Source organism: Streptomyces sp. SID5910, assembly GCF_009862125.1.
Classification (GTDB): Bacteria; Actinomycetota; Actinomycetes; order Streptomycetales; family Streptomycetaceae; genus Streptomyces.
In genome coordinates, this window is the sequence record NZ_WWHX01000577.1 from 1 (window position 1) to 15,149 (window position 15,149).

At 70.9% G+C, this 15,149-nt stretch carries 14 protein-coding genes; 3 read left to right on the top strand and 11 right to left on the bottom strand.

The features are described 5' to 3' along the window. The 7 genes from GTW67_RS20135 to GTW67_RS20165 all read right to left on the bottom strand — a co-directional run. A partial coding sequence (locus GTW67_RS20135; protein WP_161166207.1) for an NADH-quinone oxidoreductase subunit G occupies nucleotides 1-1,589 on the bottom strand: 1,589 nt, incomplete at its 3' end. Then, nucleotides 1,586-2,938, bottom strand: coding sequence for an NADH-quinone oxidoreductase subunit NuoF (nuoF, locus tag GTW67_RS20140; RefSeq protein ID WP_346010698.1), 1,353 nt, complete (start codon nucleotides 2,936-2,938; stop codon nucleotides 1,586-1,588). The genes nuoF and GTW67_RS20135, both read right to left, overlap by 4 nt. Beyond that, the gene (gene nuoE, locus GTW67_RS20145; protein WP_161166209.1) at nucleotides 2,935-3,807 is read right to left on the bottom strand and encodes an NADH-quinone oxidoreductase subunit NuoE; all 873 of its coding nucleotides are present in this window, start codon (nucleotides 3,805-3,807) and stop codon (nucleotides 2,935-2,937) included. The genes nuoF and nuoE overlap by 4 nt, the downstream gene beginning before the upstream one ends. Beyond that, nucleotides 3,804-5,135, bottom strand: coding sequence for an NADH-quinone oxidoreductase subunit D (locus GTW67_RS20150; protein WP_161166210.1), 1,332 nt, complete (start codon nucleotides 5,133-5,135; stop codon nucleotides 3,804-3,806). Before GTW67_RS20150 ends, nuoE begins: the two co-directional genes overlap by 4 nt. Then, complete coding sequence (locus tag GTW67_RS20155; RefSeq protein ID WP_161166211.1) at nucleotides 5,132-5,887, bottom strand: NADH-quinone oxidoreductase subunit C; 756 nt, start codon at nucleotides 5,885-5,887, stop codon at nucleotides 5,132-5,134. The genes GTW67_RS20150 and GTW67_RS20155 overlap by 4 nt, the downstream gene beginning before the upstream one ends. Then, nucleotides 5,884-6,438, bottom strand: a complete 555-nt coding sequence (locus tag GTW67_RS20160) for a NuoB/complex I 20 kDa subunit family protein (RefSeq protein ID WP_161166212.1) — start codon at nucleotides 6,436-6,438, stop codon at nucleotides 5,884-5,886. The genes GTW67_RS20155 and GTW67_RS20160 overlap by 4 nt, the downstream gene beginning before the upstream one ends. Before the next feature lie 13 nt (nucleotides 6,439-6,451). Continuing rightward, nucleotides 6,452-6,811, bottom strand: coding sequence for an NADH-quinone oxidoreductase subunit A (locus GTW67_RS20165; protein ID WP_003992243.1), 360 nt, complete (start codon nucleotides 6,809-6,811; stop codon nucleotides 6,452-6,454). 754 nt (nucleotides 6,812-7,565) lie between these two features. Between GTW67_RS20165 and GTW67_RS20170 the strand changes: the two genes are divergently transcribed. Continuing rightward, nucleotides 7,566-8,411 carry a C40 family peptidase gene (locus GTW67_RS20170; protein WP_161166213.1) on the top strand — a complete coding sequence of 282 codons (846 nt, stop codon included), beginning with the start codon at nucleotides 7,566-7,568 and terminating at the stop codon, nucleotides 8,409-8,411. Between the two features lie 105 nt (nucleotides 8,412-8,516). Further along, complete coding sequence (def, locus tag GTW67_RS20175) at nucleotides 8,517-9,155, top strand: peptide deformylase (protein ID WP_161166214.1); 639 nt, start codon at nucleotides 8,517-8,519, stop codon at nucleotides 9,153-9,155. On the opposite strand, the gene GTW67_RS20180 is transcribed toward def, so the two are convergent. Next, a complete protein-coding gene (locus tag GTW67_RS20180; protein ID WP_161166215.1) occupies nucleotides 9,156-10,439 on the bottom strand; it encodes a geranylgeranyl reductase family protein in 1,284 nt (427 codons plus the stop codon). Between the two features lie 100 nt (nucleotides 10,440-10,539). Here GTW67_RS20180 and GTW67_RS20185 point away from each other — a divergent pair, with 100 nt between their 5' ends. Continuing rightward, nucleotides 10,540-11,046 (top strand): GNAT family N-acetyltransferase, encoded by a 507-nt coding sequence (locus GTW67_RS20185; protein ID WP_161166216.1) that lies wholly within the window; start codon nucleotides 10,540-10,542, stop codon nucleotides 11,044-11,046. 42 nt (nucleotides 11,047-11,088) lie between these two features. On the opposite strand, the gene GTW67_RS20190 is transcribed toward GTW67_RS20185, so the two are convergent. The 3 genes from GTW67_RS20190 to GTW67_RS20200 are packed head-to-tail and all read right to left on the bottom strand — an operon-like array spanning nucleotide 11,089 to nucleotide 15,109. Beyond that, complete coding sequence (locus GTW67_RS20190) at nucleotides 11,089-11,784, bottom strand: demethylmenaquinone methyltransferase (RefSeq protein ID WP_161166217.1); 696 nt, start codon at nucleotides 11,782-11,784, stop codon at nucleotides 11,089-11,091. Between the two features lie 23 nt (nucleotides 11,785-11,807). Then, nucleotides 11,808-12,893, bottom strand: a complete 1,086-nt coding sequence (locus tag GTW67_RS20195) for an acyltransferase family protein (RefSeq protein WP_161166218.1) — start codon at nucleotides 12,891-12,893, stop codon at nucleotides 11,808-11,810. Next, a complete protein-coding gene (locus tag GTW67_RS20200) occupies nucleotides 12,893-15,109 on the bottom strand; it encodes a bifunctional polysaccharide deacetylase/glycosyltransferase family 2 protein (protein ID WP_161166219.1) in 2,217 nt (738 codons plus the stop codon). The genes GTW67_RS20195 and GTW67_RS20200 overlap by 1 nt, the downstream gene beginning before the upstream one ends. Nucleotides 15,110-15,149 lie beyond the last annotated feature (40 nt).

Consider the following 15,149-nt stretch of genomic DNA (forward strand, 5'->3'; position numbering starts at 1 on the left):
GCCTCGATCGCGCCGCGCTCCCCGGCCCGGCGCGGGATCCACACCAGCCGGGCGCCGGTCGCGGTGGCCGTCCGCACGGCGGAGGTGAGGCCGCCCGCCACGGACGCCAGCCGCTCGCCGACGACGATCACGGCGCCCTCGGCGCGCAGGGCCTCGGCGGCCTGAGCACCGCCGTCCTCCAGGCCGACGCCGCTCGCGAGCGCGTCCAGCCACTCGGTCTCGGTGCCGGGAGCGGCGGGCAGCAGCGTGCCGCCGGCCTTCTCCAGACCCCGGGTGGCGTGGGTGGCCAGCGAGAAGACCCGCTGCCCGTGCTTGCGCCAGGCCTTGCGCAGCCGCAGGAAGACGCCGGGCGACTCCTCCTCGGCCTCGAACCCGACCAGCAGCACGGCCGGCGCCTTCTCCAGCGCGGTGTACGTGACGCCCGTGCCGTCGAGATCACGGCCGCGGCCGGCGATCCGGGCGGCCACGAAGTCGGCCTCCTCGGCGCTGTGCACGCGCGCGCGGAAGTCGATGTCGTTGGTGTCCAGCGCCACGCGCGCGAACTTGCTGTACGCGTAGGCGTCCTCGACGGTGAGCCGGCCGCCGGTCAGGACACCGGTCCGGCCCCGCGAGGCGAGCAGTCCCTGCGCGGCGATCTGGAGGGCCTCCGGCCAGGACGCGGGCTCCAGCTCGCCCTCCGCGTTGCGCACCAGCGGCGTGGTGAGCCGGTCCCGCTGCTGGGCGTAGCGGAAGCCGAAGCGGCCCTTGTCGCAGATCCACTCCTCGTTGACCTCGGGGTCGTTCGCCGCGAGGCGCCGCATGACCTTGCCGCGCCGGTGGTCGGTGCGGGTCGCGCAGCCGCCGGAGCAGTGCTCGCACACGGACGGCGAGGAGATCAGGTCGAAGGGGCGGGAGCGGAACCGGTAGGCCGCCGAGGTGAGCGCGCCGACCGGGCAGATCTGGATGGTGTTGCCGGAGAAGTACGACTCGAAGGGGTCGCCCTCGCCGGTGCCGACCTGCTGGAGCGCGCCCCGCTCGATCAGCTCGATCATCGGGTCGCCCGCGACCTGGTTGGAGAAGCGGGTGCAGCGGGCGCACAGCACGCACCGCTCGCGGTCGAGGAGCACCTGCGTGGAGATCGGCACGGGCTTCTCGTAGGTCCGCTTCTTCCCCTCGAAGCGGGAGTCGGCCTGGCCGTGCGACATGGCCTGGTTCTGGAGGGGGCACTCGCCGCCCTTGTCGCAGACCGGGCAGTCCAGCGGGTGGTTGATGAGCAGCAGCTCCATCACCCCGTGCTGGGCCTTCTCGGCGACGGGCGAGGTGAGCTGGGTCTTCACCACCATGCCGTCGGTGCAGGTGATGGTGCAGGACGCCATGGGCTTGCGCTGGCCCTCGACCTCGACGATGCACTGGCGGCACGCGCCGGCCGGGTCGAGGAGGGGGTGGTCGCAGAACCGGGGGATCTCGATGCCGAGCTGTTCGGCGGCCCGGATGACCAGGGTGCCCTTGGGCACGCTGATCTCGATGCCGTCGATCGTCAGCGACACGAGGTCCTCGGGCGGAACCGCCGCGTCTCCACCGCCGGAGGGTGCGCTCGCGGTCACGGTCATGCGTTCACCTCCGTACGGTGGTCGGCCCAGGCCGTGGACTTGGCCGGGTCGAAGGGGCAGCCGCGGCCCGTGATGTGCTGTTCGTACTCGTCGCGGAAGAACTTCAGCGAGGAGAAGATCGGCGAGGCGGCACCGTCGCCGAGGGCACAGAAGGACTTGCCGTTGATGTTGTCGGCGATGTCGTTCAGCTTGTCGAGGTCGGACATCTGTCCCTTGCCGGCCTCGATGTCGCGCAGCAACTGCACGAGCCAGTAGGTGCCTTCGCGGCAGGGTGTGCACTTGCCGCAGGACTCGTGGGCGTAGAACTCGGTCCAGCGGGTGACGGCCCGCACCACGCAGGTCGTCTCGTCGAAGCACTGGAGCGCCTTGGTGCCGAGCATGGAACCGGCGGCGCCCACCCCCTCGTAGTCGAGGGGGACGTCGAGGTGCTCGTCGGTGAACATCGGCGTCGAGGAGCCGCCGGGCGTCCAGAACTTGAGCCGGTGGCCGGGGCGCATGCCGCCGCTCATGTCGAGGAGCTGGCGCAGGGTGATGCCGAGCGGCGCCTCGTACTGGCCGGGGCTCGCGACGTGGCCGCTGAGCGAGTACAGCGTGAAGCCCGGGGACTTCTCGCTGCCCATCGACCTGAACCAGTCCTTGCCCTTGTTCAGGATCGCGGGAACCGACGCGATGGACTCGACGTTGTTCACCACGGTGGGGCACGCGTAGAGGCCCGCGACGGCGGGGAACGGGGGACGGAGCCTCGGCTGGCCCCGGCGGCCTTCGAGCGAGTCGAGCAGTGCGGTCTCCTCACCGCAGATGTACGCGCCCGCGCCCGCGTGCACGGTGAGTTCGAGGTCGAGTCCGCTGCCGAGGATGTCCTCGCCGAGGAAGCCGGCCGCGTAGGCCTCGCGGACGGCCTCGTGCAGCCGCCGCAGCACGGGGACGACCTCGCCGCGCAGATAGATGAAGGCGTGCGACGACCTGATGGCGTAGCACGCGATGACGATGCCCTCGATGAGGCTGTGCGGGTTGGCGTAGAGGAGCGGGATGTCCTTGCAGGTGCCCGGCTCCGACTCGTCGGCGTTGACGACGAGGTAGTGGGGCTTGCCGTCTCCCTGCGGGATGAACTGCCACTTCATCCCGGTCGGGAATCCGGCGCCGCCGCGGCCGCGCAGTCCGGATTCCTTGACGTACGCGATCAGGTCGTCCGGCGACATCGCGAGCGCCTTGCGGAGCCCCTCGTACCCGTCGTGCCTGCGGTAGACGTCCAGGGTCCAGGACTCGTCCTCGTCCCAGAAGGACGACAGCACGGGTGCGAGCAGCTTCTCCGGGCTGTGGTCCTTGATCTCGGCTGCCAAGGTCATCACTCCCCCTCCTCGGCTGCGGGCCCGGCCGGGTGGGACGGGTCGGAGGCCGATGTGTCCTGCGGCGCGTCGTGCGAGCTGAGGTGCTCCTGCGGCGACGGGTCGTGCACGGCACGGTCCTGCGGCGCGTCGTGCGGGCCGCCGTCCCGGGGGTGCACCACGCGGGCCGCGGACACCTCGCCCTTCGCCAGCTTCAGTCCGGCCAGGGAGGCGGGGCCCGCGCTGCCGCCGGCGGTGACGGCGCCGTCCCGCTCGTCGGGGAAGCCCGCCAGGATCCGGGCGGTCTCCTTGAAGGTGCACAGCGGCGCGCCGCGCGTCGGCGTCACCGGCCGGCCCGCGCGCAGGTCGTCAACGAGGCCGCGGGCGCTCGCCGGGGTCTGGTTGTCGAAGAACTCCCAGTTGACCATCACGACCGGGGCGAAGTCGCAGGCCGCGTTGCACTCGATGTGCTCCAGCGTGACCTTGCCGTCCTCGGTGGTCCCGCCGTTGCCGACGCCCAGGTGCTCCTGGAGGGACTCGAAGATCGCGTCGCCGCCCATGACCGCGCACAGCGTGTTGGTGCAGACGCCGACCTGGTAGTCGCCGCTCGGCCCGCGCCGGTACATGGTGTAGAAGGTGGCGACCGCCGTGACCTCGGCCGTGGTCAGGCCCAGCACGTCCGCGCAGAACTGCATGCCGGTGCGGGTGACGTGCCCTTCCTCCGACTGCACGAGGTGGAGCAGCGGCAGGAGGGCGGACCGGGAGTCCGGGTAGCGGGCGACGATCTCGCGCGCGTCGGCCTCCAGCCGGGTCCGGACGTCGTCCGGGTAGGCGGGCGCGGGCAGTTCCGGCATGCCCAGGCTGACGCCCCGCTCCGAAGAAGAGGTGGTCACCGGTCGACGCCTCCCATCACGGGGTCGATGGACGCCACCGCGACGATGACGTCGGCGACCTGGCCGCCCTCGCACATCGCCGCCATGGCCTGAAGGTTGGTGAAGGACGGGTCGCGGAAGTGGACCCGGTAGGGGCGGGTGCCGCCGTCGGAGACGACGTGCACCCCGAGCTCGCCCTTGGGCGACTCGACCGCCGCGTAGGTCTGGCCCGGCGGCACGCGGAAGCCCTCGGTGACCAGCTTGAAGTGGTGGATCAGCGCCTCCATGGAGGTGCCCATGATCTTCTTGATGTGGTCCAGCGAGTTGCCGAGGCCGTCCGGTCCGAGCGCGAGCTGGGCGGGCCAGGCGATCTTCTTGTCGGCGACCATGACCGGTCCCGGCTGGAGCCGGTCCAGGCACTGCTCGACGATCCTGAGCGACTGGCGCATCTCCTCCAGCCGGATCAGGAAGCGCCCGTAGGAGTCGCAGGTGTCGGCGGTCGGGATGTCGAAGTCGTACGTCTCGTAACCGCAGTACGGCTGGGTCTTGCGCAGGTCGTGCGGCAGGCCGGTGGAGCGCAGGACCGGGCCGGTGGCGCCGAGGGCCATGCAGCCGGCCAGGTCGAGGTAGCCGACGTCCTGCATGCGGGCCTTGAAGATGGGGTTCCCGGTGGCGAGCTTGTCGTACTCCGGGAGGTTCTTCTTCATCTTCTTCACGAACTCGCGCATCTGGTCCACCGCGCCCGGCGGCAGGTCCTGCGCGAGGCCGCCGGGGCGGATGTACGCGTGGTTCATCCGCAGGCCGGTGATCAGCTCGTAGAGGTCGAGAATCAGTTCACGATCGCGGAAGCCGTAGATCATGATCGTGGTGGCGCCGAGCTCCATGCCGCCGGTGGCGATGCACACCAGGTGCGAGGAGAGCCGGTTCAGCTCCATCAGCAGGACCCGGATGACCGTGGCCCGGTCGGGGATCTGGTCCTCGATGCCGAGGAGCTTCTCGACGCCCAGGCAGTACGCCGTCTCGTTGAAGAACGGCGTCAGGTAGTCCATGCGCGTCACGAACGTGGTGCCCTGCGTCCAGGTCCGGTACTCGAGGTTCTTCTCGATGCCGGTGTGCAGGTAGCCGATGCCGCAGCGGGCCTCGGTGACCGTCTCGCCGTCGATCTCCAGGATCAGGCGGAGCACGCCGTGGGTGGACGGGTGCTGCGGTCCCATGTTGACGACGATGCGCTCGTCGTCGGCGCGGGCCGCGGTCTGGACGACCTCGTCCCAGTCGCCGCCGGTGACCGTGTAGACGGTGCCCTCGGTGGTCTCGCGTGCCGACGCGGAGGACGGGCTGTGCGTGCTCATGAGTACGACCTCCGCTGGTCCGGAGCCGGGATCTGGGCGCCCTTGTACTCGACGGGGATGCCGCCGAGGGGGTAGTCCTTGCGCTGCGGGTGGCCCTGCCAGTCGTCCGGCATCATGATCCGCGTCAGGGCCGGGTGACCGTCGAAGACGATGCCGAAGAAGTCGTACGCCTCGCGCTCGTGCCAGTCGTTCGTCGGGTAGACGGCGAACAGCGACGGGATGTGCGGGTCGGCGTCGGGGGCGCTGACCTCCAGCCGGATCAGCCGGTTGTGGGTGACCGAGCGCAGGTGGTAGACGGCGTGCAGCTCGCGGCCCTTGTCGTTCGGGTAGTGCACGCCGCTGACGCCGGTGCACAGCTCGAAGCGCAGGGCCGGGTCGTCGCGCAGGGTCTTCGCGACGCGGACCAGGTGCTCGCGCTCGATGTGGAAGGTCAGTTCGTCGCGGTCGACGACCGTCTTCTCGATGGCGTTCTCGGGGAGCAGGCCCTGCTCCTCCAGCGCGCCCTCCAGCTCGTCGGCGACCTCGTCGAACCAACCGCCGTAGGGCCGGCTCGCCGGTCCCGGGAGGCGGACCGAGCGGACCAGGCCGCCGTAGCCGGAGGTGTCGCCGCCGTTGTTCGCGCCGAACATGCCGCGCTGGACGCGGATCTCCTCGCCGCCCTGGCCGCGCTGGCCGGGGAGGTTCTGTGCGGACAGGTCCTTCTCGGGGTTGGGCCCGTTCGCGTCACCGGGGGTGTCGTTCGCGTCGCTCACCGCAGCAGCCCCTTCATCTCGATGGTGGGCAGGGCCTTGAGCGCCGCCTCCTCCGCCTCGCGGGCCGCCTCCTCGGCGTTCACCCCGAGCTTGGAGTTCTGGATCTTGTGGTGGAGCTTGAGGATGGCGTCCATCAGCATCTCGGGCCGCGGCGGGCAGCCGGGGAGGTAGATGTCGACCGGGACGACGTGGTCGACGCCCTGGACGATCGCGTAGTTGTTGAACATGCCGCCCGAGGAGGCGCAGACCCCCATGGAGATCACCCACTTGGGGTTCGGCATCTGGTCGTAGACCTGCCGCAGCACCGGCGCCATCTTCTGGCTGACCCGGCCCGCGACGATCATCAGGTCCGCCTGCCGCGGCGATCCGCGGAAGACCTCCATGCCGAAGCGCGCCAGGTCGTAGCGGCCGGCGCCGGTGGTCATCATCTCGATGGCACAGCATGCGAGGCCGAACGTGGCGGGGAAGACGGACGACTTGCGCACCCAGCCCGCGGCCTGCTCGACGGTGGTCAGCAGGAAGCCGCTCGGCAGCTTTTCTTCGAGTCCCATGACTAAAGGCCCCTCAGTCCCATTCCAGGCCGCCGCGCCGCCATACGTACGCGTACGCGACGAAGACGGTGAGCACGAAGAGCAGCATCTCCACGAGCCCGAAGATCCCCAGGGCGTCGAAGGTGACGGCCCAGGGGTAGAGGAAGACGATCTCGATGTCGAAGACGATGAAGAGCATCGCCGTCAGGTAGTACTTGATGGGGAAGCGCCCGCCGCCGGCCGGCGTGGGGGTCGGCTCGATGCCGCACTCGTAGGCCTCGAGCTTGGCCCGGTTGTACCGCTTCGGACCGATCAGCGTGGCCATGACCACGGAGAAGATCGCAAAGCCTGCCCCGAGGGCTCCCAGTACGAGGATGGGCGCATACGCGTTCACCGCTCCTCGCTCCTCTCAGTCGGCACTGACTGCTGGCGGTTGCACTGAGCTCACAGCCGCCCCAACAGCCCCACGAGCCACGCCCGTCCCGGCGAAGATCGCGAACATGTGAAGCAGGTCACAAGCCCAACTGCCTCGCATCCTATGCCTGCCGCTCTGTGATCTGCGACACGGGGTATTGCACAAGCTTTGTGATCTCCACCACCTGACGAACGATCATGAAGTCGGATGAGCGGTGATCTTCACACAAGAAGCGTTCAGCTGATCACCAGAGGTGACAATTTCGCTCGTCGCCGCTGGCCAGAGGGGTCGAGCGGCGGGCGTCTCCATATCAAGATGCTTCGCGTGCATGCAAATTGGTGCTGGACCGGATCTCTTGATAGTGGCCTCCGTTCACACATCGGAGGGAGAGCGGGGCGCGATGTGGACGCGTGCGCGCGTTCACGAGCGTCGCGGGCGGCGATCCGCGCGGGGGACGCGGCCGCCCGGGGAAGCGTTCCGTGACCTCCGCCACATCCATGAGAGACGTCTGAGAACCGGGCTTGGCCAACCACCTCAACCAGTGGTAAGCGCGGGGCAATTCGGGCGAAACGATCAAAGACCGTGATCACAGGTGGGTCACGGAGGGGCCGCAATGTTCGCCAGGACGTCAAAAAAGGGCGACACGCCCGGGATTCGGGGGGCCGGTTGAACAACTGTGGCGCAGCCCACGTTTCTTGAAGGTATGGAGGAGCTACTGATACCGGTTGTCCCTATGTCCCACACCGCTCACATACGCAGCCACCGGAAGCCCCGCCGCAGCGCGTCGACACTCGCGATGCGGGCCGGAGTTGCCGGTGGCGTCCTCAGCACCCTGGCAGTGGCCGGGGCGTCGGGTTCGGCGAACGCGGCCGAGCCGGTGACGCAGACCCTCGAACTGCCCACCCTGACGGCCGACCTGGCCGCCCAGGTCGCCCAGTCCGCGGACGCCACGCAGCAGGCCGCCGCCAACTACGAGCTGCGCGCCGAGCGCGACGCCGCCGCGGCCTCCGCCGCCAAGGAGGCCAAGGCCGACCTCGCCGAGGCCAAGAAGAAGGCCGCGGAGGCCAAGAAGAAGGCCGAGGAGGCCGCCCGCAAGGAGGCCGCCGAGCGCGCCTCCCGTGCCGCCGAGCGCGCCACCCTGACCGCCTCCGCGGACACCGGCTCGTCGTCGTCCTCGTCCTCCTCCTCGTCCGACGCCTCGGTCAGCGTCAGCTCGTCGGCCACCGGCTCCGCCGCCGCCGTCGTCTCCTTCGTCCAGTCCCAGGTCGGCGACGCCTACGTCTCCGGCGGCACCGGTCCCAACTCCTGGGACTGCTCCGGTCTCGTGCAGGCCGCCTTCAAGCAGGTCGGCGTCGACCTGCCGCGCGTCTCCCAGGACCAGTCGGTCGCCGGCACCCAGGTCTCGCTGGACAACCTCCAGCCGGGCGACATCCTGTACTGGGGTGGCGCGGGCAGCGCGTACCACGTGGGTGTCTACGTCGGCGACGGCATGTTCGTCGGCGCGCAGAACTCCTCCACGGGCGTCGTGGAGAAGCCGCTGTCGTACGACCCGCCGAGCGGTGCGGTGCGCGTGCTCTAGGGCACGCCGGTAGCACTTCACGAGGGGCCGCAGCCTTGAAGGGGCTGCGGCCCCTCGCGTTCTCCTGGCAGGCTCGCCTCGAACCGAGCCGAAGGAGAACCCGTCATGCCCAGCGTCTTCGTCCAGGGGCGGCCCGTCGCCGCCCATCCCCCGCTCGCGCCCGAGGCCCTGCGCGGCCGGCTGCGGCGGGTCACCGAGGCCGGTGAGGAGGTCCTGCACAAGCCGTGCCGGGACGTCACCGAGTTCGGACCCGACCTGGCCGCGCTCATCGACGACATGTTCCGCACGATGTACGTCGCGGAGGGGGCCGGACTGGCGGCCAATCAGGTCGGGGTCGGTCTGCGCCTGTTCGTGTACGACTGCCTCGACGACGACGGTGTCCGGCATGTCGGACACATCGTGAACCCGGTGCTCGAACCGCTCGACCCGGCCGCGCGGCGGCTGCTGGACGAGGGCGAGGGCTGCCTGTCGGTGCCGGGCGCCGTCATGGCCGTACCGCGCCCCGACCGGGCCGTCGTAAGCGGTCTGGACCGGGACGGCGCCCCGCTGCGGATCGAGGGCACCGGCTACTTCGCCCGCTGCCTCGCCCACGAGACCGACCATGTGAACGGGCACGTCTACCTGGACCGGCTCTCCGCGCGCGACCGGAAGCGGGCGCTGCGGCAGTCGGCGGACCGGCGCGACGAGGTCTTCGCCCGCCGGGCCGCCAACGCGCGCGCCCTCGAAGGCGGCGCGGGGTCCTGATCAGGCCTTCGGGGCCACCTTGCTCAGCCCGTTGATGATGCGGTCCATCGCGTCGCCGCCCGTCGGGTCCGTCAGGTTGGCGAGCATCTTGAGGGTGAACCTCATCAGGACCGGGTGGGTGAGGCCGCGCTGGGTCGCGATCTGCATGACCTTCGGGTTGCCGATGAGCTTCACGAAGGCGCGGCCCAGCGAGTAGTAGCCGCCGTAGGTGTCCTTCAGGACGCGCGGGTAGCGCTGGAGGGCGATCTCCCGCTGGGCCGGCGTGGCCCGCGCGTGGGCCTGGACGATGACGTCGGCGGCGATCTGGCCGGACTCCATGGCGTAGGCGATGCCCTCGCCGTTGAAGGGGTTCACCAGGCCGCCGGCGTCGCCGACCAGCAGCAGGCCCTTGGTGTAGTGGGGCTGGCGGTTGAAGGCCATGGGCAGGGCGGCGCCGCGGATCGGGGTGGTCATGTTGTCCGGGGTGTAGCCCCAGTCCTCCGGCATGGACGCGCACCAGGCCTTCAGCACCTCGCGCCAGTCCAGCTCCTTGAAGGAGGCGGATGTGTTCAGCACGCCGAGGCCGACGTTGGACGTGCCGTCGCCCATGCCGAAGATCCAGCCGTAGCCCGGCAGCAGGCGGTCCTGGGCGCCGCGGCGGTCCCACAGCTCCAGCCAGGACTCCAGGTAGTCGTCGTCGTGGCGGGGCGAGGTGAAGTACGTGCGGACCGCGACGCCCATCGGGCGGTCCTCGCGGCGGTGCAGGCCCATCGCCAGGGACAGCCGCGTGGAGTTGCCGTCGGCGGCCACCACCAGTGGGGCGTGGAAGGTGGCCTCTCGCTTCTCCTCCCCGACCTTGGCCCGTACGCCGGTGATGCGGCCCGTGCGCTCGTCGACGACGGGGGCGCCGACGTTGCAGCGCTCGTAGAGGCGGGCGCCCGCCTTCTGGGCCTGCCGGGCGAGCTGTTCGTCGAAGTCGTCGCGCTTGCGGACGAGTCCGTAGTCGGGGAAGGAGGCCAGATCCGGCCAGTCCAGCTGGAGTCGCGAGCCGCCGCCGATGATGCGCAGGCCCTTGTTGCGCAGCCAGCCGGCCTCCTCGGAGATGTCGATGCCCATCGCCACGAGCTGCTTGGTCGCGCGCGGGGTGAGCCCGTCGCCGCAGACCTTCTCCCTCGGGAACGCGGTCTTCTCCAGCAGGAGGACGTCGAGTCCGGCCTTGGCCAGGTAGTACGCGGTCGTGGAGCCGGCTGGCCCCGCGCCCACGACGATCACATCGGCGGTGTTGTCGGAGAGGGGCTCGGTCACGGCGGGATCTCCCCAGAGTTTCGAGAATCTGCGTGCCGACGGGCACTGGACATGGGCAGTCTATTCAGCGTCACCGATCACCCGGCTGAAGGGCTGCCCAGTGAACCGAGCTCTGCCTGTCGTACGGCTGCGCGTCCCCACCGACGAGGACGCCGTCGCCTGGCACCGGGTGTTCGACGACCCGGACGTCATGGAGTTCCACGGCGGACGGTCCGCGGAGCTGTCCGTCTACGAGGAGCTCACCGCCCGCCAGCGCCGGCACGACGCCGAGCGCGGCTTCTGCCTGTGGACCATGGTGGACGGGTCCGGGCGGGTCATCGGCTTCACCGGCGCCCAGCCCTGGCCGGGCGACTGGGGCCCCAGGGGCGAGATCGAGATCGGCTGGCGGCTCGGGCGGGAGCACTGGGGCCGGGGGTACGTCACGGCGGCGGCCCGGCAGACCCTGGAGCGGGTGCGCGCGGCGGGTGTGGCGGAGGTGGTGGCGATGGTCAACGCCCGCAACGCGCGTTCCATCGCGGTCACCGAACGGCTGGGCATGCGGCTCGCCGAGGTCTTCACGGTCCCGACGCAGGAGCAGCAGGGGCACTGCTACCGGCTCCAGCTCTGACGTCACCCCCGGGGCAGGGGCACTGCGGCTCCGCCGGGCCGCTCAGCTCTCCTTGAAGCCCCGGTGCAGCGCCACGACGCCGCCCGTCAGGTTCCGGTGGGCCACCTTCGACCAGCCGGCCTCGCGCAGCCGCTGCGCCAGGGCCGCCTGGTCGGGCCAGGCGCGGATGGACTCGGCGAGGTAGACGTAGGCGTCCGGGTTGGACGACACCGCGCGGGCCACCGGCGGCAGGGCGCGCATCAGGTACTCGGTGTAGACGGTGCGGAACGGCGCCCAGGTGGGATGCGAGAACTCGCAGATCACGACCCGTCCGCCGGGCCGCGTCACCCGGTACATCTCGCGCAGCGCCGCGTCGGTGTCCTGCACGTTGCGCAGCCCGAAGGAGATGGTGACGGCGTCGAACACGTCGTCCCGGAACGGCAGCCGCGTCGCGTCGCCCGCGGTGAACGGCATCCACGTGTGCCGCTGCTTGCCCACCTGGAGCATGCCGAGGGAGAAGTCGCAGGGGACGACGTAGGCACCGGCCCGGGCGAAGGGCCCCGACGAGGTCGCCGTGCCGGCGGCGAGGTCGAGGACCTTCTGCGCGGGCCGGGCGTCGACGGCTCTGGCGACCTCCTTGCGCCACGCCCGGTCCTGGCCGAGCGAGAGCACGGTGTTCGTCAGGTCGTACCGTTCCGCGACGTGGTCGAACATCGAGGCGACTTCGTGCGGCTGCTTGTTCAGGGAAGCGCGGGTCACGGGCCCATTGTTGCAGGGCCGGGTCACGGCACGAGCCTCGGCCTCTTCCGCGCGGCGACGTCCTCCACCCAGCCGAAGAGGACGACGAAGACGGCGATCAGGACCCAGCCGACGCCCAGCAGGAACCACTGGCTGTCCAGCGGCAGACGCGCCTCGAAGGCGGGCACGTCCCAGAGGCGGTCGATCAGCGGCACCGCGAGGACGAGGGCGAGTTCGTGCCAGAGGTAGACCGTCACCGCGCGGGCGTTGAGGACGGTCACCAGCCGGTCCAGGCGCCGGAAGCGGGTCAGCCGGGCGAAGTCCACGCCGAGCCGCGCCTTCGTGTACATCAGCAGCGTCACGAACCCCGCGGACCAGAAGGCCTGCGCGAGCGGGATGTCGTCGAGGTCGTAGGTGCCGTACTCGCCCTGGTGGGCGAACGCGTACCACCCGCCGTACGCCAGTGCGGCGAGCGCGGGCAGGGCGACGGCGGCCGGTCTCAGCCGCGCCAGCACCCCCTCGTGGTGCGCGAAGCCGAGCAGCCAGCAGAACAGGAACGTGGCGAGGTCGGTCAGCGCGCTGCCGAAGCGGTCGTCCGGCGGCTGCCACAGGTACCGGAGCGCGACGGCGGGGACGAGCGACAGGACCAGGACGGGCAGGGGCGCCGCCCGGAACACCCGCAGCAGCAGCGGCGAGAGGAGGACGAACCACAGGTAGGTGCGCAGGTACCAGAGGATCTCCCAGGCCTGCTCGCCCCAGGCGCTGCCCGGCGGGTCGCCGAGCGGCACGATCCAGTACACGGCCTGCCACCCCGGCATCCAGCCGTGCACCAGCATCGCGCCGGTCACGAACAGGCCCCAGCACCAGAACGGCGGCAGCAGGCGCCGCAGCCGCCCCCGGAGCACCGCCGGGGCCGGGCGCCGCAGCGACCGGGCCATCAGGGTGCCGGCCAGACCGAACATGATGCCCATGGAGGGCAGGACGAACCCGGCCCAGGGCCAGCCGAAGGCGTGGTACGCGACGACCCGGACGAGGGCGACGGCACGCAGGGTGTCGAAGTAGCGGTCCCGTCCCGGCGCGCCGGCCTCCACGCGTGCGGCGCGCACGGCGCCCTTGCTGTGCGCCCCCATCACCCGTTCCCCGCCGGTGTCCCCACCTCGCCGGTCCGCTTGAGCTTCTGCCAGCGCAGCCGGCCGCCGGTGAGGGCGGTGACGCAGGAGTGGATGAGGACCAGGTACATCATCTGCCGGTAGGCGAGCTGCTGGAGCGGCAGCATCAGCAGGTACCGGTACTTCTCCCGGTCGAGCCGGAAGGCGTAGGCCGCGCACAGGAGCTGGACGCCCAGCACCGCCAGCCAGGCGAGGAGCGCCGCCCGGAAGTCGATGAAGATCATCGAGTAGGCGGTGAAGACGTCGATGAGCGGGGCGAAGACCGGCGTGACCACCTGGAAGAGCACGACCAGCGGCATCCCGACCCGGCCGAAACGCCCCGAGGGCCCCCGGTCCGTCAACGAGCCGCGGTGCTTCCACAGGGCCTGCATGGTGCCGTAGGACCAGCGGTAGCGCTGCGACCAGAGCTGCTTGAGCGAGCCCGGCGCCTCGGTCCAGGCCCGGGCGTGCTCCTGGTAGACGACCCGCCACCCGGCGCGGTGCAGGGCGATGGTGATGTCGGTGTCCTCGGCGAGCGTGTCGTCGCTCATGCCGCCCACCTCCAGGACCGCGTCCCGCCGGAAGGCGCCGATCGCGCCGGGGATGGTCGGCATGCAGCGCAGCAGGTCGTACATGCGCCGGTCGAGGTTGAAGCCCATGACGTACTCGATGTGCTGCCAGGCGCCGATGAGGGTGCGCCGGTTGCCGACCTTGGCGTTGCCCGCGACCGCGCCGACGCCGGGGTCGGCGAAGGGCTGCACGAGGTGCCGCACGGTGTCCGGCTCGAAGACGGTGTCGCCGTCCATCATCACGACGAGGTCGTACCGGGCGTGCCGGACGCCGTTGTTGAGGGCCGCGGGCTTGCCGGCGTTGGCCTGCCGGACGACCCGGACGTTGGGCAGGCCGAGGGACTCGGCGAGCTCGGCCGTGCCGTCCGTCGACCCGTCGTCCACGACGACGATCTCGATCGGGTGGGTGCTCGCCGCCAGCGACCGGAGGGTGTTCTCGATGCACTCCTTCTCGTTGTACGCCGGGACGATCACGCTCACCGGCCCGGTGACGGGCGGTCCCCAGCCGAAGCGGCGTCTGTTGCGTCTGCGGTGGTGGCGGCGGGCGAGGATCAGCATCATCCCGAAGCGGCCCATCACGGCGACGCCGACGACCGTGAGCCCGACGGACAGCGCCGGCACGGTCCACTCGGCGACGGCGACGGCCGCGACGAGCGCCTTGCCCTCGTACGGGGTCGCGCCGGTCGCCCGGTGGTGGGCGGCCTGGAGCCCGCCGCCCGCACCGGGGGGCTGCTGCCCGGTCTGCTGCTCGGCCATGGCGCCGCTGATGGTGGTGAAGGTGTAGCCCTTCGCCTTCATCTTCTCGATGTACTTCGGCAGCGCCTCGATCGTCTGCGACCGGTCGCCGCCGGCGTCGTGGAAGAGGACCGAGGCGCCCTCGTCGTCCTCGGGCGTGGCCCAGTCGACGATCTTCGAGACGCCGGGCCGCTTCCAGTCGTCGCTGTCCGTGTCGACGAAGACGCTGGTGTAGCCGTCCTCGCCGAGCTTCTCGTAGACGGGCCAGCTGTAGTTGTCGATGGCGTCGGTCCGCGAGGAGTACGGCGCGCGGAACAGGGTGGTGGTGATGCCCGCCGCCCCCGCGAGCGCGAGCTGCGTCTGCTCGATCTCGCGCGTGACGCGGGCGTCGCTCTGGTAGGAGAGGTCGATGTGGGTGAAGGTGTGGACGCCCACCTCGTTTCCCTGGTCGACCATGTCCGCCACGATGTCCGGGTGGCGCGAGACCATCGAGCCGACCAGGAAGAACGTGCCGGGCACGTCGTACTTCTCCAGGATCTCCAGCACCTGCGGCGTCCAGGTCGGGTCCGGGCCGTCGTCGAAGGTCAGCGCGATCGTCTTGTCCGGGACGGAGACCGTGGTGGCCTGTCCGCCGGGGAAGGTGAGGATCGGCCCGCCGTCGAGGACGTCGTCCGGTACGTCGCTGGAGCTCGCCCCGGTGCGCACGCGCTGGTCGCCGCCGACCTCCGCGCGCAGATAGCCGTCGAGCAGCATCACGCAGGTCAGCGCGAGCAGGAGCAGCAGGGCGAGGAGCACCCGGGGCCGTTGCAGGGCGGCGGCCCGGCCGGCGGCCCGCTCGATCCGGGTGGGCGCGCGGCGGCGGCCCCGCGGAGAGGGGGGTGTGGTGGTGGTCATGGTGGTGGCGGGGTCCCGGTCAGTCGGTGGCGGCGGAGCC